General features: G+C 43.9%; 30 protein-coding genes and 11 pseudogenes. 34 read left to right on the plus strand and 7 right to left on the minus strand.

What is annotated here, in order from left to right; all coding sequences use genetic code 11:
* Positions 1–38: 38 nt before the first annotated feature.
* Together gcvH and EPB59_RS17925 are read right to left on the minus strand one after the other, a co-directional pair.
* Positions 39–419, minus strand: a complete 381-nt coding sequence (gene gcvH / locus EPB59_RS17920; protein WP_000361813.1) for a glycine cleavage system protein GcvH — start codon at positions 417–419, stop codon at positions 39–41.
* 36 nt (positions 420–455) lie between these two features.
* On the minus strand, positions 456–1,763 hold the full coding sequence (locus tag EPB59_RS17925; protein ID WP_154174172.1) for a serine hydroxymethyltransferase: 1,308 nt from the start codon (positions 1,761–1,763) through the stop codon (positions 456–458).
* 512 nt (positions 1,764–2,275) lie between these two features.
* On the opposite strand from EPB59_RS17925, the gene EPB59_RS17930 reads away from it, so the two are divergent.
* From EPB59_RS17930 to rplT, 6 genes are all read left to right on the plus strand, one after another.
* Positions 2,276–2,899: a helix-turn-helix domain-containing protein gene (locus EPB59_RS17930; protein WP_154174174.1), complete on the plus strand. Its 624-nt coding sequence runs from the start codon at positions 2,276–2,278 to the stop codon at positions 2,897–2,899.
* A 243-nt stretch (positions 2,900–3,142) separates the two neighbouring features.
* Positions 3,143–4,273 (plus strand): glycine cleavage system aminomethyltransferase GcvT, encoded by a 1,131-nt coding sequence (gene gcvT, locus EPB59_RS17935; RefSeq protein ID WP_154174176.1) that lies wholly within the window; start codon positions 3,143–3,145, stop codon positions 4,271–4,273.
* Positions 4,274–4,565: 292 nt separating this feature from the next.
* A complete protein-coding gene (gene thrS, locus EPB59_RS17940) occupies positions 4,566–6,494 on the plus strand; it encodes a threonine--tRNA ligase (protein ID WP_154174178.1) in 1,929 nt (642 codons plus the stop codon).
* Between the two features lie 66 nt (positions 6,495–6,560).
* Entirely contained in the window at positions 6,561–7,049 is a 489-nt protein-coding gene (gene infC, locus EPB59_RS17945; RefSeq protein WP_324253295.1) for a translation initiation factor IF-3, read from the plus strand.
* A gap of 103 nt (positions 7,050–7,152) precedes the next feature.
* The gene (rpmI, locus tag EPB59_RS17950) at positions 7,153–7,347 is read left to right on the plus strand and encodes a 50S ribosomal protein L35 (protein ID WP_001885060.1); all 195 of its coding nucleotides are present in this window, start codon (positions 7,153–7,155) and stop codon (positions 7,345–7,347) included.
* A 41-nt stretch (positions 7,348–7,388) separates the two neighbouring features.
* Positions 7,389–7,742: a 50S ribosomal protein L20 gene (rplT, locus tag EPB59_RS17955; protein ID WP_001138366.1), complete on the plus strand. Its 354-nt coding sequence runs from the start codon at positions 7,389–7,391 to the stop codon at positions 7,740–7,742.
* Between the two features lie 81 nt (positions 7,743–7,823).
* Here the strand turns inward: rplT and intIA are convergent, their stop codons facing one another.
* Complete coding sequence (gene intIA, locus EPB59_RS17960) at positions 7,824–8,786, minus strand: integron integrase IntIA (protein ID WP_154174180.1); 963 nt, start codon at positions 8,784–8,786, stop codon at positions 7,824–7,826.
* Positions 8,787–9,218: 432 nt separating this feature from the next.
* Here intIA and EPB59_RS18700 point away from each other — a divergent pair.
* From EPB59_RS18700 to EPB59_RS18740, 18 genes and pseudogenes are all read left to right on the plus strand, one after another.
* Positions 9,219–9,372 (plus strand): annotated as a pseudogene (locus tag EPB59_RS18700) (DUF645 family protein).
* A gap of 772 nt (positions 9,373–10,144) precedes the next feature.
* On the plus strand, positions 10,145–10,342 hold the full coding sequence (locus tag EPB59_RS17970) for a hypothetical protein (protein WP_154174182.1): 198 nt from the start codon (positions 10,145–10,147) through the stop codon (positions 10,340–10,342).
* A gap of 354 nt (positions 10,343–10,696) precedes the next feature.
* On the plus strand, positions 10,697–11,032 hold the full coding sequence (locus EPB59_RS17975; protein WP_053037611.1) for a hypothetical protein: 336 nt from the start codon (positions 10,697–10,699) through the stop codon (positions 11,030–11,032).
* A gap of 147 nt (positions 11,033–11,179) precedes the next feature.
* A complete protein-coding gene (locus EPB59_RS17980; protein ID WP_154174184.1) occupies positions 11,180–11,662 on the plus strand; it encodes a GNAT family N-acetyltransferase in 483 nt (160 codons plus the stop codon).
* 342 nt (positions 11,663–12,004) lie between these two features.
* Positions 12,005–12,139 (plus strand): DUF645 family protein, encoded by a 135-nt coding sequence (locus EPB59_RS17990; protein ID WP_241666256.1) that lies wholly within the window; start codon positions 12,005–12,007, stop codon positions 12,137–12,139.
* Between the two features lie 329 nt (positions 12,140–12,468).
* A pseudogene (locus EPB59_RS18000) lies at positions 12,469–12,690 on the plus strand (DUF3709 domain-containing protein).
* A gap of 845 nt (positions 12,691–13,535) precedes the next feature.
* On the plus strand, positions 13,536–13,859 hold the full coding sequence (locus tag EPB59_RS18010) for a DUF4144 domain-containing protein (RefSeq protein WP_025633656.1): 324 nt from the start codon (positions 13,536–13,538) through the stop codon (positions 13,857–13,859).
* A gap of 359 nt (positions 13,860–14,218) precedes the next feature.
* Positions 14,219–14,275, plus strand: a pseudogene (locus EPB59_RS18720) (DUF645 family protein); the annotation flags it as partial.
* A gap of 260 nt (positions 14,276–14,535) precedes the next feature.
* Positions 14,536–14,940 carry a DUF1801 domain-containing protein gene (locus tag EPB59_RS18025; protein ID WP_154174191.1) on the plus strand — a complete coding sequence of 135 codons (405 nt, stop codon included), beginning with the start codon at positions 14,536–14,538 and terminating at the stop codon, positions 14,938–14,940.
* A 1,066-nt stretch (positions 14,941–16,006) separates the two neighbouring features.
* On the plus strand, positions 16,007–16,273 hold the full coding sequence (locus EPB59_RS18035; RefSeq protein WP_000589156.1) for a BrnT family toxin: 267 nt from the start codon (positions 16,007–16,009) through the stop codon (positions 16,271–16,273).
* Positions 16,260–16,505 (plus strand): type II toxin-antitoxin system BrnA family antitoxin, encoded by a 246-nt coding sequence (gene brnA, locus EPB59_RS18040; RefSeq protein ID WP_088900031.1) that lies wholly within the window; start codon positions 16,260–16,262, stop codon positions 16,503–16,505. The genes EPB59_RS18035 and brnA overlap by 14 nt, the downstream gene beginning before the upstream one ends.
* 162 nt (positions 16,506–16,667) lie before the next feature.
* Positions 16,668–17,036 (plus strand): VOC family protein, encoded by a 369-nt coding sequence (locus tag EPB59_RS18045; protein WP_026050325.1) that lies wholly within the window; start codon positions 16,668–16,670, stop codon positions 17,034–17,036.
* 181 nt (positions 17,037–17,217) lie between these two features.
* Entirely contained in the window at positions 17,218–17,739 is a 522-nt protein-coding gene (locus EPB59_RS18050; RefSeq protein ID WP_154174192.1) for a hypothetical protein, read from the plus strand.
* A 190-nt stretch (positions 17,740–17,929) separates the two neighbouring features.
* On the plus strand, positions 17,930–18,472 hold the full coding sequence (locus EPB59_RS18055) for a hypothetical protein (protein WP_241666239.1): 543 nt from the start codon (positions 17,930–17,932) through the stop codon (positions 18,470–18,472).
* A 147-nt stretch (positions 18,473–18,619) separates the two neighbouring features.
* Entirely contained in the window at positions 18,620–19,087 is a 468-nt protein-coding gene (locus EPB59_RS18065; protein ID WP_000702485.1) for a GNAT family N-acetyltransferase, read from the plus strand.
* Between the two features lie 226 nt (positions 19,088–19,313).
* A pseudogene (locus EPB59_RS18735) lies at positions 19,314–19,364 on the plus strand (hypothetical protein); the annotation flags it as partial.
* A pseudogene (locus EPB59_RS18075) lies at positions 19,361–19,536 on the plus strand (DUF3709 domain-containing protein). The pseudogenes EPB59_RS18735 and EPB59_RS18075, both read left to right, overlap by 4 nt.
* Positions 19,537–20,082: 546 nt before the next feature.
* Positions 20,083–20,139, plus strand: a pseudogene (locus EPB59_RS18740) (DUF645 family protein); the annotation flags it as partial.
* A gap of 239 nt (positions 20,140–20,378) precedes the next feature.
* Here EPB59_RS18740 and EPB59_RS18085 read toward each other — a convergent pair.
* Positions 20,379–20,696, minus strand: coding sequence for a CcdB family protein (locus EPB59_RS18085; protein ID WP_000077449.1), 318 nt, complete (start codon positions 20,694–20,696; stop codon positions 20,379–20,381).
* Entirely contained in the window at positions 20,696–20,941 is a 246-nt protein-coding gene (locus EPB59_RS18090; RefSeq protein ID WP_001260801.1) for a type II toxin-antitoxin system CcdA family antitoxin, read from the minus strand. The genes EPB59_RS18085 and EPB59_RS18090 overlap by 1 nt, the downstream gene beginning before the upstream one ends.
* Positions 20,942–21,226: 285 nt before the next feature.
* Here EPB59_RS18090 and EPB59_RS18945 point away from each other — a divergent pair.
* The 3 genes and pseudogenes from EPB59_RS18945 to EPB59_RS18115 form a co-directional block, all read left to right on the plus strand.
* A pseudogene (locus EPB59_RS18945) lies at positions 21,227–21,277 on the plus strand (hypothetical protein); the annotation flags it as partial.
* A pseudogene (locus EPB59_RS19070) lies at positions 21,271–21,507 on the plus strand (DUF3709 domain-containing protein). The pseudogenes EPB59_RS18945 and EPB59_RS19070, both read left to right, overlap by 7 nt.
* Positions 21,508–21,907: 400 nt before the next feature.
* Positions 21,908–22,144: a DUF3709 domain-containing protein gene (locus EPB59_RS18115; protein WP_347233059.1), complete on the plus strand. Its 237-nt coding sequence runs from the start codon at positions 21,908–21,910 to the stop codon at positions 22,142–22,144.
* 249 nt (positions 22,145–22,393) lie between these two features.
* Here EPB59_RS18115 and EPB59_RS18120 read toward each other — a convergent pair whose 3' ends face one another.
* Together EPB59_RS18120 and EPB59_RS18125 are read right to left on the minus strand one after the other, a co-directional pair.
* A complete protein-coding gene (locus EPB59_RS18120; protein WP_000802134.1) occupies positions 22,394–22,693 on the minus strand; it encodes a type II toxin-antitoxin system RelE/ParE family toxin in 300 nt (99 codons plus the stop codon).
* Positions 22,690–22,932, minus strand: coding sequence for a type II toxin-antitoxin system ParD family antitoxin (locus EPB59_RS18125; RefSeq protein WP_001107720.1), 243 nt, complete (start codon positions 22,930–22,932; stop codon positions 22,690–22,692). Before EPB59_RS18125 ends, EPB59_RS18120 begins: the two co-directional genes overlap by 4 nt.
* Before the next feature lie 421 nt (positions 22,933–23,353).
* Between EPB59_RS18125 and EPB59_RS18960 the strand changes: the two are divergent.
* The 7 genes and pseudogenes from EPB59_RS18960 to EPB59_RS18170 all read left to right on the plus strand — a co-directional run.
* A pseudogene (locus EPB59_RS18960) lies at positions 23,354–23,413 on the plus strand (DUF645 family protein); the annotation flags it as partial.
* Positions 23,406–23,525 (plus strand): cell shape-determining protein MreC, encoded by a 120-nt coding sequence (locus tag EPB59_RS18965; RefSeq protein ID WP_316245870.1) that lies wholly within the window; start codon positions 23,406–23,408, stop codon positions 23,523–23,525. The pseudogene EPB59_RS18960 and the gene EPB59_RS18965, both read left to right, overlap by 8 nt.
* Before the next feature lie 217 nt (positions 23,526–23,742).
* Entirely contained in the window at positions 23,743–24,132 is a 390-nt protein-coding gene (locus EPB59_RS18135) for a VOC family protein (protein ID WP_195707144.1), read from the plus strand.
* Between the two features lie 241 nt (positions 24,133–24,373).
* A complete protein-coding gene (locus EPB59_RS18140; RefSeq protein ID WP_347233060.1) occupies positions 24,374–24,652 on the plus strand; it encodes a DUF3709 domain-containing protein in 279 nt (92 codons plus the stop codon).
* 356 nt (positions 24,653–25,008) lie between these two features.
* Positions 25,009–25,059 (plus strand): annotated as a pseudogene (locus EPB59_RS18970) (hypothetical protein); the annotation flags it as partial.
* Positions 25,053–25,289: pseudogene (locus EPB59_RS19075) on the plus strand (DUF3709 domain-containing protein). The pseudogenes EPB59_RS18970 and EPB59_RS19075, both read left to right, overlap by 7 nt.
* Positions 25,290–25,945: 656 nt before the next feature.
* Positions 25,946–26,461: a lipocalin family protein gene (locus EPB59_RS18170; protein WP_154173275.1), complete on the plus strand. Its 516-nt coding sequence runs from the start codon at positions 25,946–25,948 to the stop codon at positions 26,459–26,461.
* Positions 26,462–26,598 lie beyond the last annotated feature (137 nt).

Genomic DNA, 26,598 nt, shown 5'->3' on the forward strand with positions numbered 1-26,598 from the left:
AAGCCGCCCGAAGGGCAGCTTTTTCATGCATGTGGCGCTTAGTCTTCTTCGATTGAAGCAAGATACTCTTCAGCGTCTTTCAGATCTTTCAACTCATCTGGATCTGACATTTTCACTTTGACGATCCAACCGCCATCGTAAGGCTCTTCATTAATCAGCTCTGGGCTGTTTTGTAGCTCTTCGTTGACTTCAATCACCACGCCAGTCACAGGGGCGTAGATGTCAGAAGCGGCTTTCACCGATTCAACCAGTGAAAAGCTGTCACCCGCATCAATTTCGGCATCGATTTCAGGTAACTCTACAAACACTACGTCACCGAGCATTTCTTGGGCGTGCTCAGAGATGCCGATGGTTACTGTACCGTCACCGTTGTCGCGAACCCATTCATGGCTTTCTGTGAACTTCAGTGTCTTGTCCATTGCGTATTCTCCAAAAAATATCGTACTGATAAAAAGCTATTGATAGAGCGGGAAGCGTTGGCATAGTGCTTTCACTTGTTTACGCACTTGTTGCTCAACTTCTGGGTTGCCTTCTGGGCTGGCCACCAAACCATCCAGAACATCCCCAATCCACTCACCGATGAGTTTGAATTCTTCACGGCCGAAACCTCGGCTGGTTCCGGCAGGCGTACCTAAACGAATGCCCGATGTAATCATAGGCTTCTCTTCGTCAAATGGGATGCCATTTTTGTTACACGTGATCCCTGCACGCTCTAAGGCTTGTTCAACTTGGTTGCCTTTCAAACCTTTAGGTCTAAGATCGACCAACATGAGATGCGTATCCGTTCCGCCAGTCACAATGTCACACCCGCGAGTTTGCAACACTTCAGCCAGCACTTTTGCGTTATCGATCACCGAATCAATATAAGTACGGAATTCAGGACCGAGCGCTTCACCAAATGCCACTGCTTTAGCGGCAATCACGTGCATCAGTGGGCCACCTTGTAAACCAGGGAACACGGCAGAATTGATCTTTTTGTGGATCTCTTCGTGGTTGGTTAAAATCATGCCGCCGCGCGGGCCACGTAGAGTTTTGTGTGTGGTAGTGGTGACGACATGAGCATGCGGCAGCGGGCTTGGATGTGCACCGGTAGCCACCAGACCAGCAATGTGCGCCATATCGACCATTAACAGCGCGCCAACTTCGTCAGCAATCGCGCGAAATTGAGCAAAATCGATAGTGCGAGGAATCGCACTGCCGCCTGCGATGATCATTTTGGGTTTGTGTTCTAACGCCAGTGCGCGAACCGCATCGTAGTTAATTTCGAGGGTCTGACGATCCACACCGTATTGCACCGCATTGAACCACTTACCTGAAAGAGCAGGGCGCGCACCATGGGTGAGATGACCGCCTGCATCTAGCGACATACCCATAATGGTATCGCCCGGTTGCAGCAGAGCAAGCATCACAGCGCCATTGGCTTGAGCGCCTGAGTGTGGTTGAACGTTTGCGTATTGACACTGAAAAAGCATTTTGGCGCGTTCGATAGCAATCTGCTCAACGCTGTCAACATGCTCACAACCGCCGTAGTAACGACGGCCCGGATAACCTTCGGCGTATTTGTTAGTCAGGCAAGTGCCTTGCGCCTGCATTACGGCTTTAGAGACGATATTTTCAGAGGCAATCAGTTCGATCTGTTCATTTTGGCGGGTGTATTCAGCTTGAATGGCGGCAAATACCGCATCGTTGGTTGCCGCCAGCGGAGTAGAGAAGAAGTTCTCAAGGCTAACGTTGGGATAAGCTTTGTTTAGATTTGCATTCATAGTAGATGGCCTTCCAATCTGATAACCGCACTAAGATGGGGTCATCGCTCCTTTTTCTGATCGCAATACTCATCGCGATCGGCTGAGTCATTCCTAATCTTGATTGCCCTAAACCTTGGCAATCTATCCCCTTCCTACTTGAATCTGCAGCGGCGTTGGCTACGTTCTTTCACCCCAATCACATAGTCTATCTATGTTCATGGGGATTCACTCACTTGCCGCCTTGCTGCAATTTCAAGTAGTTTGGGTATAACCCCAATGCGTAGGGTCGAAAACTCGCAGTTATAAACTGAAAAATCAGCCAGAGCAGCGAGTGATTGCATCTCTTCATCTAACAAGTCGGTAACATACTCTTTGCTTACAGAACAATCAATCAAAAATTTCCTATAGGAAACACGGTTTCTGATCTGCTTAGCAAAAGTGGCTTTATTTCTTTGTGTACCCTTTAATCAACAAATCGCTTCATGCCACAATGCTCGGCACACAGGAAGTTTTACAACGAGAGGGAAAGCATGTCAGAAGACATTTATGATGAGTACCCATCCATCACTTTGGCGCGCGAATCGGGCGAACAAGGCATCGAGCCACTCAAGCTAGGTCAGCGGATCAAAGATATCCGCACGCGATTAGGCATCACGCTTGAAGAGGCGAGCCAGCGTACTGGGCTCGCTCGCTCTACACTGAGCAAAATTGAAAACGAGCAGATTTCGCCCACCTTTCAGGCTATGCAAAAATTGGCGCATGGCTTGCAGATTGACATGCCGCAACTCTTTGAGCCACCAAAGAAAATAGTGGCGACAGGGCGGCGTGATATTACCCGTAAAGAAGCAGGAAAGCCGCACCCAACCCATACCTATGAACATGAATTGCTCGCGACTCAGCTTTCTAACAAAAAGATGATGCCGTTCAAAAGCCGTGTGCGGGCTAGAGCGTTTGAAGAGTACAGCGACTGGGTGCGTCACGATGGTGAAGAGTTTTTGCTGATCCTTGAAGGTGAAGTGATGTTCTACAGCGAATTTTATGAGCCGGTACATCTGGTGGAAGGGGACAGTGTGTATTACGACGCCAACATGGGACACATGCTGGTTTCGGTGAGTGAAGAAGATGCGCTGATCCTCTGGGTCACCGCAAGATAGTGAGTTTCCTATCCGAAACATCCGCGTATAACAACCCAAGACGTGGAGTGTATTGGTGGTGGTTTTTGATAACCATTCCTTAACAATGTTGTTAACTGTGATGGTGAGCACTGTTTTAATTTGGTGAATCCTCTAAAACGGGCTCGGCTTGTTTATTATCGGAAACATAGTTTCCTCACTAAAGGAATCTTGCCACGGTAGATTGCGCCAAAAGCGCAGCTTTGGCTTATATGGAGAACAAGAATGACTGAACAACACGAAACCTTACTGACGACACCGCTACATGCGCTACACATTGAAGTTGGCGCAAAGATGGTGCCTTTTGCGGGCTACGATATGCCAGTTCAATACGCCCTTGGGGTGAAAAAAGAGCATATACACACCCGTGAAGCAGCTGGTCTGTTTGATGTTTCCCACATGGGGCAACTGCGTTTGTACGGTGCTCAAGCGGCTGCCGCCTTAGAAGCCTTGGTTCCGGTTGATATTATTGATCTCCCTGTTGGCAAACAGCGTTATGCGTTTTTCACCAATGCCCAAGGTGGCATTATGGATGATTTGATGGTGGCCAATATGGGGGATCATCTGTTTGTGGTGGTGAACGCGGCGTGTAAAGCGCAAGATATTGCGCATCTAAAAGCGCATCTGCCTGCGGATGTTGAGATGGAAGTGATTGAAGATCGCGCTCTGCTTGCTCTGCAAGGCCCCAAAGCGGCGCAAGTGCTCGCACGTTTGCAACCTGCCGTTGCCAAGATGCTGTTTATGGATGTTCAACTCCTTGAGATCAATGGTGCAGAATGTATTGTCAGTCGCAGTGGCTACACCGGTGAAGATGGCTACGAAATCTCAGTGCCTGCTGATAAAGCGGCGGCACTGGCTCGTAAACTGACGGATTTTGAAGAAGTGGAGTGGATAGGCCTTGGTGCGCGCGACTCACTGCGTTTGGAGTGTGGTTTGTGTCTCTATGGACACGATCTCGACCCAACCACAACGCCAGTCGAAGCAAGCTTGCTGTGGGCTATTCAGCCTGTTCGCCGCAAAGATGGCGCGCGTGAGGGCGGTTTTCCCGGTGCAGAGATCATTCTCAGCCAGATTGAAACCAAACAAGTTAGCCGTAAACGCGTCGGTTTGGTCGGACAAACCAAAGCACCAGTACGCGAAGGTACCGAGCTGTTTGATGCGCAAGGCAACAAAATTGGTATCGTGACCAGTGGTACTGCTGGCCCAACCGCAGATAAACCGGTTTCAATGGCTTATGTCAGCACTGAACACGCCGCTTTAGGCAGTGAAGTGTTTGCCGAAGTGCGCGGGAAGATGCTGCCAATGACTGTCGAAAAAATGCCTTTTGTGCCTCAGCGTTATTACCGCGGAGCATAATTTCTTCAGCGTCATTCTTATGAGTAACGCTTATTAACAAAGGAAGGGAAACCTTCCTTTGTGCTTTTTGCAACGGAGGTTTGCAACCTGAGCTGACCAAGAAAGCGGTTGTCATTTCAGCTTATTGGTTTATGATGCTGCGACGTACTTAAGCTGGTGCATCCGTATTTGCGCCAAAATTTGTACCGAATTTTTTGAACTCGTTACGCCGCTATTTATTACAGAATGAATTTAAGCGTAATTTTTTCACACAAGTGTTGCTTGGTGTGCAACACCACTGTAAGGATATTACATGCCTATTATTACTCTTCCTGACGGTAGTCAGCGTCATTTTGACAACCCAGTATCTACTCTCGAAGTTGCCCAATCTATCGGCCCAGGCCTTGCGAAAGCGACCATTGCTGGTCGTGTGAATGGTGTACGCGTTGATGCTTGCGATCTGATTGAACACGATGCCAGCCTAGAAATCATCACCACGAAAGATGAAGTCGATGGTTTAGAAATCGTGCGTCACTCATGTGCGCACTTGCTTGGCCATGCACTGAAGCAGCTTTACCCAAATGCGAAAATGGCGATTGGTCCAACCATCGACAGCGGTTTTTACTACGACATCGATCTCGAGCAGTCTCTCTCTCAAGAAGATCTTGAGAAAATCGAAGCTCGCATGGTTGAGTTAGCGAAAACCAAATACGCGGTTGTCAAAAAGAAAGTGAGCTGGCAGGAAGCGCGCGATACCTTTGAATCGCGTGGCGAAAGCTACAAAATGGAAATTCTTGATGAAAACGTGGCGCGTGATGATCGCCCAGGTCTTTACCATCACGAAGAATACATTGACATGTGCCGTGGTCCACACGTACCCCACATGGGCTTTTGTCAAAACTTCAAATTGCTGAACATTGCAGGTGCATACTGGCGTGGTAACAGCGATAACAAAATGCTGCAACGTATCTACGGTACAGCGTTCCATGATAAGAAAGCTCTGCAAGCGCATTTAACTCGTCTTGAAGAAGCCGCAAAACGCGACCATCGTAAAATCGGTAAGCAACTTGATCTGTTCCATATGCAGCAAGAAGCACCGGGCATGGTGTTCTGGCACCACAACGGTTGGTCAGTCTTCCGTGATCTGGAAATTTTTATTCGTCATAAATTGAACGAATACGGTTACCAAGAAGTAAAAGGTCCATTGATGATGGATCGCGTACTTTGGGAACGTTCAGGTCACTGGGACAAATACGCAGATGCGATGTTCACCACTTCATCTGAAAACCGTGAATACGCGATCAAGCCGATGAACTGTCCTGGTCACATCCAGATTTTCAACCAAGGTTTGAAATCTTACCGTGATCTTCCACTGCGCATGGCAGAGTTTGGTTCATGTCATCGTAACGAGCCATCAGGTTCACTACACGGCATCATGCGTGTGCGTGGGTTTACTCAAGATGACGCGCATATCTTCTGTACTGAAGACCAAATTCAGCAAGAAGTAACATCGTGCATCAAGATGGTGTATGACACCTACACGACTTTTGGTTTCCAAAACATCGTGGTGAAGCTTTCTACTCGCCCAGAAAAGCGTGTGGGTAGCGATGAAATTTGGGATAAATCAGAACAAGCGCTGATCGATTCTCTGAAGGCAATGGAAATCCCATTTGAAATTCAGGAAGGCGAAGGTGCGTTCTATGGTCCGAAAATTGAGTTTACACTCTACGACTGTTTAGATCGTGCGTGGCAATGTGGTACAGTGCAGCTCGATTTCAACTTGCCTACGCGTTTAGGTGCCACTTACGTTGGTGAAAGCAATGAACGCTTAATTCCGGTGATGATCCATCGTGCGATTTTGGGTTCACTTGAGCGCTTCATCGGTATTCTGATTGAAGAATACGCAGGATTCTTCCCAACTTGGTTGGCGCCAGAGCAGGCTGTTGTTGTAAATATTACGGATAAACAAGCCGACTATGCTCATGAAGTCGCTCAAAAGCTACAAAAATGTGGTATTCGAGCAAAAGCAGACTTGAGAAATGAGAAAATAGGCTTTAAAATCCGCGAACACACTTTGAAGCGTGTTCCGTACATGTTGGTTTGTGGCGACCAAGAGATGGAAGCCGGTGAAATCGCAGTACGTACACGTAAAGGTAAAGATCTTGGTAAATTTAAATTGGATGATTTTATTAAACATATCCAAGCTGAGATTGTAAGCCGTAAGCTTAATCTGGAGGAATAAACTATTAAAGGCGGAAGACGTGGCCAAGTTCCGGTCAAGCAAAACCAGCACCGTTTAAACGGTGAAATTCGTGGCGTTCGTGAAGTTCGTTTAACTGGCGCAGACGGTGAGTCTGTAGGTGTCGTTTCGATCCAAGAAGCACTGGCTACAGCAGAAGAATCTGGTTTGGATCTCGTTGAGATCAGCCCTAACGCCGAGCCACCAGTCTGTCGTGTGATGGACTATGGCAAGTTCCTCTTTGAGAAGAGCAAGGCTACAAAAGAGCAGAAGAAGAAGCAAAAGCAGATCCAGATTAAGGAACTTAAATTCCGTCCTGGAACTGATATCGGAGACTATCAGGTAAAACTACGCAACCTGATCCGTTTCCTTGAAGAAGGCAACAAAGTGAAAGTAACTATTCGCTTCCGTGGCCGAGAGATGGCTCACCAAGACATCGGTGTAGACGTTTTGAATCGACTGAAAGAGGACACTGACGAATTCGCAGTGGTTGAGTCTTTCCCGACCAAAATTGAAGCACGCCAGATGATCATGGTGTTAGCCCCTAAAAAGAAGTAATTAGCGGCATTACAAGTAATGAACCTAGCCGTTGAAAGGCGGCTGGGTTTTATTCGCCCTAATTACATTGTTATTTAACTACTACAATGCGGAGTTATTCATCATGCCTAAGATGAAAAACAACAAAGGTGCTGCTAAGCGTTTCAAGAAAACTGCTGGTGGTATTAAGTACAAGCACGCTACTAAACGTCACATTCTGACTAAGCGTACTACTAAGAACAAGCGTCAGCTGCGTCCAAACGCCATTCTGCCTAAGTGCGAACTGGCTGCTGTAGCACGTATGCTTCCATACGCTTAATTCTTTTTAGTTTAATATTCGTTTAGTTTAGGAGAGACATAATGCCTCGCGTAAAACGTGGTGTACAAGCTCGTGCACGTCATAAGAAAGTTTTAAAACAAGCTAAAGGTTACTACGGTGCACGTTCACGTGTTTATCGTGTAGCGTTCCAAGCAGTTATTAAAGCTGGTCAATACGCTTACCGTGACCGTCGCGCTAAGAAACGTCAATTCCGTCAACTGTGGATTGCACGTATCAACGCAGCGGCTCGTCAAAATGGTCTATCTTACAGCCGTTTCATCAACGGTCTGAAGAAAGCATCTATCGAGATCGATCGTAAGATCCTTGCTGATATCGCAGTATTCGACAAAGCAGCATTCGCTGTTCTGGTTGAAAAGGCGAAAGGCGCTCTGTAATAGCGTGTTATTAAGAAAGGGGAGCATTTATGCTCCCTTTTTTCTATCTGTTAAATCTCATGATTTCGCAAAGAACCCATTCTAAAGACGGGATAATGGGCTTAATACACCACTTGCCCCTCTATCAAGCACGTGCGTATAAATCTGCGTTGTTTTCACATCGGTATGACCCAATTGTTCTTGTACGGTACGTATATCAGCACCCACTTCAAGCAAATGGGTCGCAAATGAATGTCTGAGAGTATGGCAAGTCACGGTCTTTTCAATCCCAGCCTCTTGCGCAGATCTTCTCACCGTTCTTTGTAGTACTGTTTCATTCATATGATGACGCCGCATGACATCGGATTCCGGATCTAGAGATAACTGAAAGGACGGAAAAAGATAGTGCCAACGAAACTCATAAGGTGCATTTGGGTATTTTTCTTTTAAGGCTGTGGGCAACCAAACACCGCCGTAATTTTTCTGGTGCAGATCTCTATCGTAATAGCGCTTTGCCAAAGCAATTTGCTCTTTAAGATAGGGATAGAGTTCTTTTGCTAAAGTGACAGTACGATTTTTTCCACCTTTACCTTGCCATATTCTGATAGCACCATAGTCAAAGTCGATATCTTGGACTCTCAAGCGCATACACTCCATCAACCTTAACCCCGAACCGTAGAGTAACTTGATGGGAAGTTGATGCTTAGGATCGACAATTTCAAGTAAACGTCGAATCTCATCTCTAGTCAGTACAACCGGTAACTTTCGTTCTAGTTGCGAGCGTTGAAAGCGGATCTCAAGAGAAAGGGGTGTTTTCAGAATTTCTTTGTATAGAAAACTGAGTGAATTCAAGGCCAGTGATTGAGTCTTTGTGGCCACTTTACCTTGCACGGCTAAGTAGGTTAAAAATTCTTCGACCTCTTTATCTCCCATTAAGCTAGGGTGCTTTTTATTATGAAAATGGATGTAACGAGTGATCCAATGAAGGTAAGCTTCTATGGTTTTTTTGGCATAGTATCGAGTTTGCATAAATTCGCGAACACTTAACAAAAACTGGGATTTCATATAGTTCTCACTGAATATTTGACTGGTTATTTATACAGTATTTGTTGGTTGTTTTTATGTCAAGATGCTATGCAGACATCAGCAATCTATAAGCTGAGATTTTTGAATGGTGTGATGCTCAACATACTGATTTAGAAGGTTGTTATGGTAGTATGCACCCAGTGGTCTATTAATTAGATAGCGGTAGCCTACCTGTTGGAAAAGTAAGAAGCTGTCTAGAAAGCGTTAGCTTCTTGAAGCAAGAATCATCAAAATCTTGAGTCCAATATTCTTGAAAAATCGGCTTCATATTTTGAAAGTTCACGAATCAGCCTTTGTGTTTCAATCGGATACTTATGTGGTAGAAAGTGTTGATAATTGAGCAGTTTCAAAGTTGCTGAAAGCCAACAAGTCTCGATGCTTCAACATTGTTGGATGTTCAACTCGGTCAACTTGGCTTCACAAAAGGCAGCATTGTCGCTGAAATCGCGCTTTCTTTGATGTGGATTCTGTAAGTGGTCAACTTAACCTTGAACGCTGTAAGTTATGGCAGCCAACGTCACAGCTTTTGGCGTTGGACGTGTGTTTGCTCGATGCTTTTGCGTAGAATGACATTTCAAGCAAATGCGTTTAGAAACTATTGCTAAACAATAGGCTACGAAGCTAACAAACGCCTCAAGAGGGACTGTCAACGCGTGGCGTTTCCAGTCCCATTGAGCCGCGGTGGTTGCAGTTGTTGTGTTTGGGTTTAGTGTTATGCGTTGCCAGCCCCTTAGGCGGGCGTTAACCTCACACAACCATTCACATAAACACAAATGTATCTATGTCACATCAAGGATGTGGGAGGTATATCTCTAATTTCCAATTGTTTATTAAACATGTTGCACTATATAATCTACTAATCGTAAGTATCAGCACACAAAGAACTTAACCAAAAGTGTGCTTTACAACTCTCAGGTTATAACCCTAATAACCTGTATATGAGTACGATAACAGGGTGTAAATATGAGGTCATAATTTGAACGACAATAAGGAAATTTTACGATTTTATGTACTACTTTTTCTAGTATCGACGCTAGTTCTGTTAAGTGAGTATCTAACTGTACCAACTTTAACAGCGATAACTACGTTAGGTAGTTGGTATTTTCGTAAATAAGTCTTCAAACTAAACTTTAAATATTTAACCAAGGTACAAATCTAACGCAGTTATCTTTAGTGTTAAGAGCCGCGACGAAAAGATAGTCACCTTAAGCAAACCGCTAACACCGGTTTGCGACAGTATTTAAATTTAAAATCTGAATATAAGTTAGTAGCGCACAGTCTAGTTACAGCTAGTATGCGCTCAACCTCTTATCAAACAACAAAAGGAAATTGAAATTATGAGCAAATGTCCAAATCAACAATGTCACTCAGAATCATTTGAAGCAGTAAAATCAGATATCTCTGGAGTAAAATATCCAATGATGTTTATTCAATGTTCAGAATGTGAAACTGTTGTAGGTGTCGAACCAACTTATTATGTACCTCAAATGTTACAGGATTTAGCCAAGGCTTTAGATATCCCGCCACTACCCTAGTAAAGATTGCATGAGGTATTAATAAGAATTTTCGACTCTTCCTCTGTAATATGCCCGTCATCGACAAGTTTTTTGATACGGGCTTTATATTCCTCAGTCATAAGATTATCAATTACCATAATATATTCTCCTTATGAGATTTAATTTAATTTGTTACCGTGAGGTAACGGATATTGTTTTATGTAGCTATACAACACCCAGCTACACTAGGGTCTGTTTCGTGTACTTTCGTACACAGGGTTAACAAAGCATTTAAGAAGGATTCACAACGCTTGGCGTTCCAAGCAAGAGTGTTACGGTTCACAGCTTCGCGTTGTTCACCTCTTAATGCAGCGTTATGGCTCAGGAGTTAAAATGGCGTATGTATTAGCAAATAAAGGAAGCAAAAATCAGATGCTCTATGCATTTGAGCCTAGTTTTAATACCAATTCTGTTGAATACAAAACTGTTCGTTTGGAGCATGTTCAATACGATCACCAAGGCAATATCCTGATTGATTCCGATACCCTAAAGGAATTTGAGATTTTAGGGATTCCAATTTTTGAAAAAAAATCCTCGGCTAAAGAGTTCTTAGTTGGACTCGATTTGGGGGCGCATGCGAAGTATGTTGGAATTCGTTATAAACGGGCTTATGAGCATAATTTTACAAATCTCAGTGCATTTTCAAGCTGGACAGGGCTCAATCGGTAAGCTTCGCCATAACAAACGCCTCAAGAGGGACTGTCAACGCGTGGCGTTTCCAGTCCCATTGAGCCGCGGTGTTTACGGTTATTGTGTTTGAGTTTAGTGATATGCGTTGTCAGCCCCTTAGGCGGGCGTTAGGCACAGGGTGGAAAATTGGAACTACAACAGTTAAATCAGCGCCATCTTAAATGCTTGCTCGACCATGTTTGCCTTGACTCAGAATTGACGTTTTGTGAAGGGGCTGTGCCACCAAAGTATGTTCTGATTCGTTCTTATGAGCAGCTCCAAAACTCAAAAGCTGAAATTTGGTCATTACCCTACATGATGTCAGTGGGCAATAATGTCGTTGGTTTCTGTGGCTTCAAAGATGAACCTCAAGATGGTGAAGTTGAAATTGGATACAATGTTTCGCCTTATAAACAAGGTCGAGGATTTGCAAAATTGGCAGTCAATCAACTTTGTCAGTTAGCGTTTAATATGGATTCAATTGAAAGTGTTGTGGCTTTGATTTCATCGGCGAACCTCGCTTCGTTGAATGTCGTACGAGCCAACAACTTTGTTTTCATTGGTTTTGTGGTTGATAGCGACAATGAAAAATTGGAAAAATGGGTGCTACAGCGTGCATCCTGTGCCTAACAAACGCCTCAAGAGGGACTGTCAACGCGTGGCGTTTCCAGTCCCAATGAGCCGCGGTGGTTGCAGTTGTTGTGTTTGAGTTTAGTGGTAATGCGTTGTCAGCCCCTTAGGCGGGCGTTAGTTTCTATCTAGAAAAATCATCAAACGCTCAGGTTCAACTTTCTGAAAAATCAGCTTTAAGCGTACAAGTTGCACAATTTAGCTTTTGAGTTTTGACTGATGCTGATTTGGTAGAAAGTGTTGAAAGTTCAGTTGGTTCAAAGTCGCTGAAAACCAACAAGCCTCGAAGCTTCAACGTTGTTGGATGTTTAGCGCGGTCAGCTTAGTTGCACAAAGGGCTTCATCATCGCTGTGATCTTGCTTTCTTTGTCGCGGACTCTTAACCGTAGCCAACTTAACCTTGATCGTTTTAAATCTTGGCAGCCAACTTCACAGCTTTTTGCGTTGGACGTGTGTTTGCTTGATGCTTTTGCGTAAAATTACTTTCAAGCAAATGTGTTAAAAGTCATTTTTAAACAATGAGCTACGAAACTAACAAACGCCTCAAGAGGGACTGTCAACGCGCGGCGTTTCCAGTCCCATTGAGCTGCGGTGGTTTCGGTGGTTGTGTTTGGGTTTGGTTGTTATGCGTTGTCAGCCCCTTAGGCGGGCGTTATGCTTAATCCATAAAAATCAGTTGGTTGTGTTATCGATTTCTTTGGCATTTCGTTCAGGTTTTGTCGGCAATTCAATATTGTTTTTCGCTGCCTAATGAAGCGGCAATGTATCTGGCGCTGTAAATTCTGAGTGATTGCCTCATTGGGTTTTTGAGTCCACGCGAGGTGAGTTTTGCTCTCTCAAGTCGCTTTGAGCGGTTTGGTGCCTTTATTTACAGGCCGAAAGTTAGTCGGCAATTGAGTATTGTTTTGCGCTGCCTAATGAAACGGCAATGTTTCTATCGCTGTAAATTTTAGTGTCATTGCCTCATTGAGTTGTTGTGCTCATGTGTGGTGACTGGGTTTGTCGGAGAGGGTTTCCACATTGGCTAATTTGTAGGATGAAGCTCTGCATTGGTTAGTTCACAGGTAAAGTTTGAGTAAGTTCCGATTTGAGCGACACTGTGGTTTGTCGAATGATTTCAGTGGGTTATTCTTGACTGGGTTCAAATGTAAAGTGTTGAAGCTTAAGCATAACAAACGCCTCAAGAGGGACTGTCAACGCGTGGCGTTTCCAGTCCCAATGAGCCGCGGTGGTTGCAGTTGTTGTGTTTGAGTTTAGTTGTTTGCGTTGCCAGCCCCTTAGGCGGGCGTTAGGTGTTTGATCTCACCAATATGATTTATCCGTCTTGTCAGCCTGTTTTCTTCGTTAGATAATAATTTTATTGGAAGGTGTCCCCGCATACTGTTTACGGCAGGTACCTCGTGGGTTTGTCCTAGCTGGTACATCAATTCCCTACTGAGTTGGCCGCTTGGTAGTAGATAGCCAAGGCAATTGTTCCGTTGTACGTACGTGACTCGCACGGTAAAAAGAGGTAAATCAACCGAATTCTATCCGTAACTATCACCTTATCTAGTTTACTCTTGCGAGTTGCTAGAGGCCTCTGCGCTCGCTCTATGATAGGTGATATATCTATGATTGAGCTTACGCTGAAAATTAGACTGACGGTACCGCAAATTATTGTACTAGTAAGTGCTGTAGTTAAAGTTCTGTCTTATCTAATTTAAAACAGTGGGGCAGCAATTTGTTGCCCCACACCTAACAAGCGCTTTAAGACGGATTCGCAACGCTCAGCGGTTTTAGTCTGATTTGGCTTTTGTGGTTACGGCACAATCATTGAGTTTCGTAGTAGCGTTGCTCACCACTTAAGCGGGCGTTATGTTTATCGGAGAAAATCATGATCAGTTGGCCATGTATTCTGAAACTGGATGGTGATGATGAACTAGTTTATCTTGCATCTGAGAGTGATTTGAACCGCGAGTGTTCAAATTTGATTTTATGCCAAAATGATCGAGTTATTGATTCTGTTGGAAACACTTTTTCGATAATTATCAATGATGCAGAAGTTAATCTGGCGAATGAGCAGGTTCAAGTTACAGCGGAACAAGCATCAAAACTTATTCAGTCGCATGAGTTTTGTCGTTCAGAGGTATGCTTGACAAAAATTCAGTTTGAGTCCGTGTTTGATGCAATTAACTGTCTGAAATCTCAGGCTAAATAAACATAACAAGGCGTTTAAGCGGGATTCATGCCGCGTGGCATTTTGGGTATGCGGTGGTTTTGGTGGTGAAAGTGATCTGCGGAAAGTTGATTTATGCGGCACTCACCCCTTAACGCGGCGTTAGCTTCTTGAAGCAAAATTCATCAAAGTCTGGGTTTAATTATTCTGAAGATTCAGCTTTTAGCGTTCAAGTTGCACAATTTAGCTTTTGAGTTTTGCCTGATGTTGATTTGGTAGAGCGTATTGAAATTTCAGCAGTTTCAAAGCCGCCGTAAGCTAACAAACCTCGATGCTTCCATTTTGTTGGATGCTCCACACGGAAAGTTTGGTTTCACAAAGGCTGCATCATCGCTGAAAGTGTGCTTTCTTTGTCGCGGACTCTTAACCGTGGCCAACTTAGCCTTGAGCGTTTTAAGTTTTGGCAGCTAACTTCACAGCTTTTGGCGTTGGACGTGTGTTTGAGTGATGCTTTTGCGTAAAATGTCTTTCAAGCAAATGTGTTAAAAAGCCATTGTGAAACAATAGGCTACGAAGCTAACAAACGCCTCAAGAGGGACTGTCAACGCGTGGCGTTTCCAGTCCCATTGAACCGCGGTGGTTACGGTTGTTGTGTTTGAGTTTAGTGGTAATGCGTTGCCAGCCCCTTAGGCGGGCGTTATGTGAATAGGAGGTTCCAGTGAACAAGGTAGCCAAAGAACGCTTCGATGAATATCCGGAAAATGCTCGTATTAGGCTTGAGGAACTACGAAATCTAGTCTTTCAAATCGCATCTGACTTGGATCTGGGTGAAGTCGATGAAAGTCTAAAGTGGGGTGAACCTAGCTATAGTGTAAAAACAGGCAGTCCTCTAAGAATGGACTGGAAGCTGAAATCTCCTAATAATTGTTACCTGTTCTTTAATTGCCAAACTAAGCTAGTTGATACATTTCGAGAATTGTATGGTGAAGAACTGGTGTTTCAGGGAAACAGAGCAATAGTTCTGTCCCTGTCGAAACCGTTACCTGAGACAGCAATCAAGTCCTGTATAGAGTTAGCTTTAACCTATCAGCAGCGTAAACATTTGCCTCTTTTGGGCGCATGAAAAATTCACATAACAAAGCGTTTAAGACAGATTCGCAACGCTCGGCATTTTCGGTTTGCTTTGAATTTAGTGTTTACGGCACAATGGTTTAGGTTTGGTGGTCAGCGTTGCTCACTACTTAACGCGGCGTTAGGTCACGACGGGATCACATGAGCAATGTAAGATGGTGTCGAGTGAGTATTGAAGAGCAAATAGGGCATAGAGGAAATAAGGCAAAAAGGACGAATATTAGTCATTTCTATGATACCCTTGAGGCGCTTTCGTGCGCACCTTAATCGGGGCACGATTGAAGAGTGACGCCCGCAAGACCTCAAGGTAGAGCTATGACAAATACTTCGGCTTCGATTTTTGTCTTTTTCTTCAATTCCATTTGATAATCAATAATTAACGAGAGACCTTGTACGAATTTGGTCGTGACCTAACAATCGATTCAAGACAGATTCGCAACGCATAGCATTAGCGTCATGCTTGAACATGAGTGTTTACGTTGTTATGCGTTGAGTTGGTTTAGGCGTTGCTCACTGCTTAATCGGGCGTTATGCTTAATCATTTTAAAACAGTGGTTTATGGTTTTTCTTTGCTCCCTCGGCTGGTTGGTTTCGAGTTTGTCGGCAAGTTGGCTTTATTGGGCGCTGTTTTCCGGACACCTATTCTTTGGCGCTGGAAACTCGCAGAATTGCCTCAGTCAATTTTCGGGCAAGCGCGAGGTTAGGGCGGTTGGCTCAATCAGCAATTTGATCTTAGGCTTTTGAGTTTTGACAGCCAAAGTTCAAAGTCTGATTTTCAAAATTATGAGTCATTTCTGTTTTCTATGTTTTGGTTTTTGTTTGTGAATCAAAGCTGAGTTAATCTTGGTTTGGGTAAAACGTAAGCCATTGAAGCTTAAGCATAACAAAGCGTTAAAGAGGGACTTGGCACGCGTGGCATTTTCAGTTTGCGTTGGGTTTAGTGGTTACGGCACTATGCGGTAGCTTTTGTATTGCGTGCCTGCGCCCCTTAACGCGGCGTTAGCCGTCATCAATAAACAAAGTTTGCCTAATGAGTAAAAAGGGTGTAGTTTTTACTCATGATTAAATTTGAATTTGATGAAAACAAAAGCAGAAGTAATCTCGAAAAGCACGGTATTGATTTTCATACAGCTCAAGGGTTGTGGAATGATTCAGATCTTATCGAGATCCCTGCTAACACGAGTGATGAGCCCAGATATTTGGTTGTCGGCTTACTAAACGGTAAGCATTGGTCAGGAGTAATTACCTACCGAGGTACGAATATCAGGATCATCTCAGTTCGGCGTTCACGGAAAGCGGAGGTAAGCCTTTATGAAAGCGCATGAATTTGATGCCAAGTTTGAAAGTGACGACGATGAGATCGTAATGGACTTGGATCTATCACAAGCTAAAAGACCGATGCATAAGCAAAAACGAGTCAATGTAGATTTTCCAGCCTGGATGCTTGAGTCCTTGGACAGAGAAGCGAGTCGAATTGGTGTAACACGTCAATCAATCATTAAAATTTGGCTTGCAGAAAGGTTAGAGAGCGTGTCTCATCATTCAAGTGTGAGATAAACGGCTAACAAAGCATTTAAGAGGGACTCACAACGCGTGGCATTTTTGCCATGCGTTTGTTTTTGTGATGAATTTGCTATGCATTGAGTACTTTTGTGCGTTGTTCGCCCCTTAATGCGGCGTTATATGCTTTCAAAATCTGTGAGTAAAAAGGAGCTTAAAATGATTCTAAATCACGTCTCAGTTGGTGTTTCAAATGTGGCATCTGCTGTGGCTTTTTACGATTCAGTTCTATCCGCATTATCGGTAAAGCGTTCGCATTACATTGAAAATGTGGCGGCTGCCTACGGTGAGAATTTTGAGTTTTGGGTAGGTTGTCCATGTGAAAATGGAGCTTCTTCTGGTAACGGAACTCACATCGCTTTCAATGCGCCAAGTAAAGAAGCTGTTGACCTGTTTTATGCTACTGCATTAGAGCTTGGAGGCTCGTGTGCAGGTAAGCCTGGCTTACGTCCAGAGTACGGTGAGACTTACTATGCGGCATTTGTCCGCGATGCTGATGGAAACAAAGTTGAAGCAGTCTTTATGTAGTTAAAACAACGCATATAACAAAGCGTTAAAGCGGGACTTAGCACGCGTGGCATTTTCAATTTGCGTTGGGTTTAGTGGTTACGGCACTATGCGGTAGCTTTTGTATTGCGTGCCTGCGCCCCTTAACGCGGCGTTATATGGCAATCAGGTATCAACCGAAAGTTTGACTTAGGAGCAACTAGTGGCAACTGAATATCGTTCGTTTTTCAACATAGGATTATATGACCCAGTACATTTTGATCGCTGGCCCTATGATCCTAATGAATATGATAGTGCGTTATATCTGTCCGCGAAAAAAAGAAAATGTGGTTGGGGAAAAGCCGCCGAGTTTAATTCAATCGATGAAGCTAGAGCATTTTTTAATGATTGGAAAAATAGTTCCAAGCTTAAGATGCATATTGTTGAGTTCAAGAAATATGTTGAAGTGCCTGATCCTATATATCCTGAGAATCACCCTCACAGTTTGCTAAAGCGTATACACCAAGGTGAAAAACACAGTGTTTGGGTTACTGCTGAACTATGGTTCAGGGGGCAAATATCCACTCATTATGTGTCGAAACAAACGCTAAGACGCCATCGTGATATCCTAATAAACTATGGTGTTGACATAGCTAAAGAGCCTGAGCAAGTTTATGAACCACCGAAAATGAAACGAGATGATGTGTGGTATACAGCCTCGCCAAACTTGAAAGCCCTGGATTAGGGCACTAACTGAAAATCAGTGTTGGTGAACAGCCATATAACAAACAATTTAAGAGGGATTCACAACGCTTGGCATTTTTGCTTCTACTTCAAATTTTGTGTTTACGGCACAATGCTTTAAGTTCGGGTGGAGGCGTTGTTCACCCCTTAATTGGGCGTTATGCCGCAATCAAAAATTTTGGATAAAGTTTATGGTAAGTATTTTCCTACAATTAGTGGGCATAAGAACAGCAAAGCAGAAAGAAAAGACGCAACGAGTTGTTGAATATATTGATACTTGTCTTGAGCATATGGAAAATATTATGGGCTACAAGAAAGATACCAATGAAGCTAGTGTTGAACAGTCTAGAAAATTTCTTCAACAAGCCTATCGAGAACTTCCACTACAGCTTGATGGTGTTGCATCAACAGTAGAGTGCGATGTCATTAAAAACTCAATCGCAAGTGCTCGAATCTACTATCACGCGGTTAAAGAGGGCAAGGTGTTAGATAGTAGTTTAGAGAATGACTATGAGTCACGATTTCAGTTATATGCTAATCATGTATATGACCAACAACTGTTTCGACAGAGTTCATATGAGACGTTTTTACGTCAGTTAGTCAAGGATAAGCGAGAGATCGATAAAGCCTACGTGAGTATGGAGTTGCAGAAAATTAAAGAAGTTTGCCAAGAAGACGTAGCTAGAATTATGTCCTTGAAAGAGCGGCTTAAAACTCGCAAAGCGGCGGCATAACAAACGCCTCAAGAGGGACTGTCAACGCGTGGCGTTTCCAGTCCCATTGAGCCGCGGTGGTTGCAGTTGTTGTGTTTGAGTTTAGTGTTATGCGTTGCCAGCCCCTTAGGCGGGCGTTAGTTTACATATCAGATTCAGAGGACGAAAATGAAAATTAGATCAGCAGATGCGTCAGATTTAGACTCACTTTTGCGTCTTAATTATCAGATTGGAGTTATGCACTTTGAAAATGCACCTGAAGCATTTGTAAAACCGTCATCTGAAGAAAAAGAGTTCCTTCTTAAGGCTCTAAATGATCAATCAAGGCTGTTTCTTGTTGCAGAAATCTCTGGTGATGTTGTTGGCTTCGTAACAGCTACGGTAACTCAAAATGAAGCTATCCCGTTTTTAGTTAAAACACCAATTTGTCGTGTCGGCACAATTGTAGTTGATGAAAATGCTAGAGTTTCTGGTATTGGTACTCAACTCATGGCTCGATGTAATGACTGGGCTAAATCTCAGGGTGCTGAGCAAATTAGACTAGAGGTCATGGCTTTCAACAAGAGTGCGCAAAGCTTTTATGTAAAACTAGGCTTTGAAGAGCAGTCAAAAACAATGTGGAAAACTGTAAACTAACAAACGCCTCAAGAGGGACTGTCTACGCGTGGCGTTTCCAGTCCCAATGAGCCGAAGTGGTTACGGTTGTTGTGATTGAGTTTGGTGTTATGCGTTGCCAGCCCCTTAGGCGGGCGTTATGCTTAATCCATAAAAAAATCAGTAGGTTGTGGTTGTCGATTCCTTTGGCATTTCATTCAAGTTTTGTCGGCAATTCAATATTGTTTTTCGCTGCCTAATGAAGCGGCAATGTGTCTGGCGCTGTAAATTCCAAGTTATTGCCTCATCGGGTTTTTGAGTCTGAGCGAGGTTAGTATTGTTGGCTCAAGTCGCTTTGAGCAGTTTGGAGCCTTTACTTACAGTCTGAAAGTCAGTCGCAATTGAGCATTGTTTTGCGCTGCCTAATGAAACGGCAATGTGTTTGTCGCTGTACTTTTCAGTGTTATTGCCTCATTGAGTTGTCGTGCTAATGTGTGGTGAATTGGTTTGTCGGAGAGGTTTTCCACATTGGCCTAGTTGCTAAATGAAAGCCTTCATTGGTCAGCTCATAGGTAAAAGTTGAGCCAGTTCTAATTCAAAGAGACTTGATATTTTGTTCATTATTTCAGTGGCTTAATGTTTAATTGGTTCAAATGTAAAGTGTTGAAGCTTAAGCATAACAAACGCCTCAAGAGGGACTGTCAACGCGTGGCGTTTCCAGTCCCAATGAGCCGCGGTGGTTACGGCTGTTGTGTTTGAGTTTAGTGGTTGTGCGTTGCCAGCCCCTTAGGCGGGCGTTAGTTTCTCTCAAGAAAAATCATCAAAAATTCACGCACAAGGTTCTGAAAAATCGGCTTTTAGCGTTCAAATTGCACAATTGGGCTTTTGAGTTTTTCTTGATACTGATTTGGTAGAAAGCGTTGAAAGTTCAACAGTTTCAAAGTCGTTTTAAGCCATCAAATCTCGATGCTTCAACTCTGTTGGATGTTCAACACTCAAAGTTTGGTTTCGCAAATGGCTTCATCATCGCTGAAATTATGCTTTCTTTGTCGCGGACTCTTAACCGTGGTCAACTTAACCTTGATCGTTTTGAGTTTTGGCAGCCAACTTCACAGCTTTTGGTGTTGGACGTGTGTTTGTTTGATGCATTTGCGTAAAATGATTTTCAAACAAATGTGTTAAAAAGTCATTGTTAAACAATGGGCTACGAAACTAACAAACGCCTCAAGAGGGACTGTCAACGCGCGGCGTTTCCAGTCCCAATGGGCTGCGGTGGTTACGGCTGTTGTGTTTGAGTTTAGTGGTAGTGCGTTGCCAGCCCCTTAGGCGGGCGTTATATGCCAGTAATCAAAAAGTCGATAGCAGCGATAATCTCATCTCTGAAAGTGCTTAAGTCTGCGACGGGCTCAACTAAGATTTTGGTTGGTACACTTGCCATCTGTTGAGTAAGAATGACAAAGTCACCTTGTTCAATGTGGATCGTTGGGCACAAATGGCTTGGTGCTTTCTTTTCTAGTAAATCAAGTGGTGTAAGTGGTATCACCAATCGAGTATTTAGCGTATTGAGCAGCTCACTTTGTACGTCAACAAAATAGGGATAAGCGGTAGACGTACTTTTGTCGAGATTTTCGTAAAGGGTAAATTGAGACATCAGAATACTCGGTATGAATCAGAAAAAAGGCCATGTTTCTCAGTAAGTTCGTTACAAGCTTCAATGGCTTCGGCATTTTGTTCTAACCATTCAGCTTTTAATCTAGAGGAAACTTCTTTTTCTAAGGCTTTTTCCATCGTAGCGGATAGATTGATATTAAGGCGTTTAGCTTCAGCAAGTAACTCACTGTTTAAGCTAAGATTGGTAGCCTTTTTGGGGGCTTGTGTACTAAACGTGGTTCTCATGAAGTTACTCCGTGCGTATTTTAAGTGCGCATTGATTATAGTGGTAAAAATGGCATATAACAAACGCCTCAAGAGGGACTGTCAACGCGTGGCGTTTCCAGTCCCATTGAGCCGCGGTGGTTGCAGTTGTTGTGTTTGGGTTTAGTGGTAATGCGTTGTCAGCCCCTTAGGCGGGCGTTATGCTTAATCCATAAAAATCAGCAGGTTGTGATTGTCAATTCCTTTGGCATTTCGTTCGGGTTTTGTCGGCAATTCAATATTGTTTTTCGCTGCCTAATGAAACGGCAATGTGTTTGGCGCTGTAAATTCCAAGTTATTGCCTCATTGGAATATTGAGTCTGCGCGAGTTGAGTTTTGCTCTTTCAAGTCGCTTTGAGCAGTTTGGTGCCTTTACTTACAGGCTAGAAGTTTGTCGGCAATTGAGCATTGTTTTTCGCTGCCTAATGAAACAGCAGTGTGTCTGTCGCTGTAAATTTTAGTGTCATTGCCTCATTCAGTTGTCGTGCACATGCGTGGTGAGTTGGTCTGTCGGAGAGGGTTTCCACATTGGCCTAGTTGCTAAATGAAAGCCTGCATTGGTCAGTGCATAGGTAAAAGTTGAGCCAGTTCTAATTCAAGGAAAGTCGAAGTTTAGCCAATGATTTCAGTGAGTTATTCTTGGGTTGGCTCAAATGTAAAGTGTTGAAGCTTAAGCATAACAAACGCCTCAAAGGGACTGCCAACGCGCGGCGTTTCCAGTCCCATTGAGCCGCGGTGGTTTCGGCTGTTGTGTTTGAGTTTAGTGGTAATGCGTTGTCAGCCCCTTAGGCGGGCGTTATGCTTAATCCATAAAAATCAGTAGGTTGTGTTTATTGATTTCTTTGGCACTTTGTTCAGGTTTTGTCGGCAATTCAATATTGTTTTTCGCTGCCTAATGAAGCGGCAATGTATCTGGCGCTGTAAATTCTGAGTGATTGCCTCATTGGAATATTGAGTCTGCACGAGTCGAGTTTTGCTCTTTCAAGTCGCTTTGAGCAGTTTGGTGCCTTTACATACAGGCTTAAAGTCTGTCGGCAATTGAGCATTGCTTTGCGCTGTCTAATGAAACGGCAATGTGTCTGTCGCTGTAAATTTCAGTGTCATTGCCTCATTGAGTTGTCGTGCCCATGCGTGGTGAGTTGGTTTGTCGGAGAGGTTTTCCACATTGGCCTAGTTGCTAAATGAAAACCTGCATTGGTCAGTTCATAGGTAAAAGTTGAGCCAGTTCTAATTCAAGGCGATTCGAAGTTTGGTCAATGATTTCAGTGGGTTATTCTAGGGTTGGCTCAAATGTAAAGTGTTGAAGCTTAAGCATAACAAACGCCTCAAGAGGGACTGTCAACGCGTGGCGTTTCCAGTCCCAATGAGCCGCGGTGGTTTCGGTGGTTGTGTTTGGGTTTGGTTGTTATGCGTTGTCAGCCCCTTAGGCGGGCGTTATGCGCCAAATATTGGGTTCACATCCATGCTCTTATGAAGAATTCGGATCACCCTGATTTGTTGGCTGCCGATTTGCTGATAAAAGATGACGTGGCTCCCTTGGGGAAATTTTCTGTATCCCTCTCGAATTTCATCGCATGATTTACCGATGTCGGGATTTTCCGCTAAAAGCCAAAAGGAATCATCGAATTGCTTTAAATAAACATTTCGCTGCTCTTTTCCCCAGCGTCGTTGAGTGAATAAAGCAATATCCCGTAAATCGGCTTTAGCGGCGACAGTAAGATTAAATGGTTTCATCGAATGTTTTCACTATCGAGTTCATTGATGAAGCTATCAAGGTCATAATCAGCATCACCACTTTGCTCACCTTCAACAAGTAATTGACGGAGTGACTGTAGTTTGGTTTCTTGGTTTTCGAGTAGACGTAGCGCAGAGCGAATGACTTCACTTGCTGAGCCGTAACGTCCACTTTGTATTTGGCTTGTAATAAAGCCATCGAAGTGTTCACCAAGAGTGATACTTGTGTTTTTAGCCATGAGCCCATCTCCATAAATACCAAAAAGTACCTAATTATGGTATCAAATGGCATTTTGGGCAAGGCGCGCATAACAAACGCCTCAAGAGGGACTGTCAACGCGCGGCGTTTCCAGTCCCATTGAACCGCGGTGGTTATGGCTTTTGTGTTTGAGTTTAGTGTTATGCGTTGTCAGCCCCTTAGGCGGGCGTTAGCTTCTTAAAGCAAAAATCATCAAAATCTGGGGTTAATTGCTTTGAAAACTCAGCTTTTATCATTCAAATTTCACAACTTGGCTTTCGAGTTTTTCTGATGCTGACTGGGTGAACGTGTTGAATGCTCAGCAGGTTCAAAGTCGCTGAAAACCCACAATCCTCGATGCTTCAAGGCTGTTGAATGTTCCACACAGCAAGTTTGGTTTCACAAAAGGCTGCATCATCGCTGTGATCTTGCTTTCTTTGTCGCGGACTCTTAACAGTGGCCAACTTAGCCTAGATCGTTTTAAGTTTTGTCAGCCAACTTCACAGCTTTTGGCGTTGGACGTGTGTTTGTGTGAAGCTTCTGCGTAAAATGCTTTTCAATCAAATGTGTTTAAAAATCATTGTTAAACAATAGGCTACGAAGCTAACAAACGCCTCAAGAGGGACTGTCAACGCGTGGCGTTTCCAGTCCCAATTAGCCGCGGTGGTTACGGGTGTTGTGTTTGAGTTTAGTTGTTGTGCGTTGCCAGCCCCTTAGGCGGGCGTTATAGCTTATCTCACATTTCAACCTAGACATTGCTCAATCGATGCCTCAGAGTAAATTCCGACTTTGCTCAACAAAAGGAACAAGTATGTTTAGTCACATCATGATCGGCTCAAATGATATTGAAAAATCAAAGGTTTTCTATGATGCCATATTGTCGGTGTTAGGTTATCCGGCGGGTGTTATTGACGCTAAAGGTCGCTGTCTCTACATAAACCAAGAGGGTGTACTTGGTATTACGAAACCAGTGAATGGCGAACCTGCGACGCATGGTAATGGGATGACAATTGGCTTTAAAGTTAGTAGTCCAGAGTTAGTAGAAGCATGGCATGCAGCCGGTTTAGCAAATGGTGGTGTGGCTTGTGAAGATCCTCCGGGTATCAGAGTGAGCGGACAAAGAAAAATGTATTTAGCTTATTTACGAGATCCAGCAGGTAATAAGCTATGTGCAACACATCATATTTCCACGGGCAACTAAAAGCACCGCTATAACAAACGCCTCAAGAGGGACTGTCAACGCGTGGCGTTTCCAGTCCCATTGAGCCGCGGTGGTTGCAGTTGTTGTGTTTGAGTTTAGTGTTAATGCGTTGCCAGCCCCTTAGGCGGGCGTTATGCTTAATCCATTAAAATCAAGTGTTTGTGGTTTTCGTTCCCTTTGGCATTTTGTTCAGGTTTTGTCGGCAATTCAATATTGTTCGTCGCTGCCTAATGAAGCGGCAATGTATCTGGTGCTGAAAATTCAGTGTTATTGCCTCATTGAAATGTTGAGCCTGCGTGGGGTGAATGTTGCTGGCTCAAGTCGTTTTGAGCAGTTTGGTGCCTTTACTTACAGGCTTAAAGTCTGTCGGCAATTGAGCATTGTTTTGCGCTGCCTAATGGAACGGCAATGTGTCTGTCGCTGTAAATTTCAGTGTTATTGCCTCATTGAGTTGTCGTGCCCATGCGTGGTGAGTGAGTTTGTCGGAGAGGTTTTCTACATTGGCCTAGTTGCTAAATGAAAGCCTGCATTGGTTAGTTCATAGGTAAAATTTGATTCAGTTCTAACTCAAGGAATTCGAAGTTTGGTTAATTATTTCAGTGGGTTATTCTTGATTTGGTTCAAATGTAAAGTGTTGAAGCTTAAGCATAACAAACGCCTCAAGAGGGACTGTCAACGCGCGGCGTTTCCAGTCCCATTGAGCCGCAGTGGTTGCAGTTGTTGTGTTTGAGTTTAGTGTTAATGCGTTGCCAGCCCCTTAGGCGGGCGTTATGCTTAATCCATAAAAATCAGCAGGTTGTGATTGTCAATTCCTTTGGCATTTCGTTCGGGTTTTGTCGGCAATTCAATATTGTTTTTCGCTGCCTAATGAAACGGCAATGTGTTTGGCGCTGTAAATTCCAAGTTATTGCCTCATTGGAATATTGAGTCTGCGCGAGTTGAGTTTTGCTCTTTCAAGTCGCTTTGAGCAGTTTGGTGCCTTTACTTACAGGCTAGAAGTTTGTCGGCAATTGAGCATTGTTTTTCGCTGCCTAATGAAACAGCAGTGTGTCTGTCGCTGTAAATTTTAGTGTCATTGCCTCATTCAGTTGTCGTGCACATGCGTGGTGAGTTGGTCTGTCGGAGAGGGTTTCCACATTGGCCTAGTTGCTAAATGAAAGCCTGCATTGGTCAGTGCATAGGTAAAAGTTGAGCCAGTTCTAATTCAAGGAAAGTCGAAGTTTAGCCAATGATTTCAGTGAGTTATTCTTGGGTTGGCTCAAATGTAAAGTGTTGAAGCTTAAGCATAACAAACGCCTCAAAGGGACTGCCAACGCGCGGCGTTTCCAGTCCCATTGAGCCGCGGTGGTTTCGGCTGTTGTGTTTGAGTTTAGTGGTAATGCGTTGTCAGCCCCTTAGGCGGGCGTTAACTGGCAAAATGGAAATGTCAAAAGCATCTGAGCAAAAGGAGTTTGCAAATGTTTCGTTGTGGGCAATGCCGTCATTTCGAAAAAGCTAAAAATAATCTCAAGGATCTTTGTGGTGCTTGGGAACAACCTACGACTGCAACGCGTGAAGCTTGTGGATTTTTCATGCTCAGAAAACCAGCCCGAGATGTGAAAACACCAAACGAAGAGTAGAGTAATCTTCTTTGTGTTGGTTAAAAGTGCAGTGAAAATCATAAGCACTGGCCAGTTAACAAACGCCTCAAGAGGGACTGTCAACGCGTGGCGTTTCCAGTCCCATTGAGCTGCGGTGGTTACGGTTGGTGTGTTTGAGTTTTGTGTTATGCGTTGTCAGCCCCTTAGGCGGGCGTTAGGTATTTGGAGTTATCATGAGAGCTATCGTTTTGATTCTTTGCGCCGTTTTATTGAATGGCTGCTTGGGCATGCCCGAATCAGTAAAACCGGTGTCGTATTTTGAACTGAACAACTATTTAGGTAAATGGTACGAGGTTGCTCGACTCGATCACTCCTTTGAAAGAGGTTTAAGTCAGGTTACTGCGGAATACAGTGCTCGAAATGATGGTGGTATTTCGGTTCTTAATCGTGGCTATTCTGAAGAGAAAGGTGAGTGGAAGGAGGCGGAAGGTAAAGCTTACTTTGTGAATGGCTCAACAGATGGCTATCTGAAGGTTTCATTTTTTGGCCCGTTTTATGGCTCCTACGTAGTGTTTGAGTTAGACCGTGAAAACTACAGTTATGCTTTTGTGTCAGGGCCGAATACAGAATATCTGTGGTTACTTTCAAGAACGCCGACTGTAGAACGAGGCATTCTGGATAAGTTCATAGAAATGTCGAAAGAGCGTGGTTTTGATACAAATCGGCTCATTTACGTTCAGCAGCAATAAATACCTAACAAACGCCTCAAGAGGGACTGTCAACGCGCGGCGTTTCCAGTCCCATTGAGCCGCGGTGGTTGCAGTTGTTGTGTTTGGGTTTAGTGGTAATGCGTTGTCAGCCCCTTAGGCGGGCGTTATGCTTAATC

The sequence above is a fragment of the Vibrio metoecus genome, assembly GCF_009665255.1.
Lineage (GTDB): Bacteria > Pseudomonadota > Gammaproteobacteria > Enterobacterales > Vibrionaceae > Vibrio > Vibrio metoecus_B.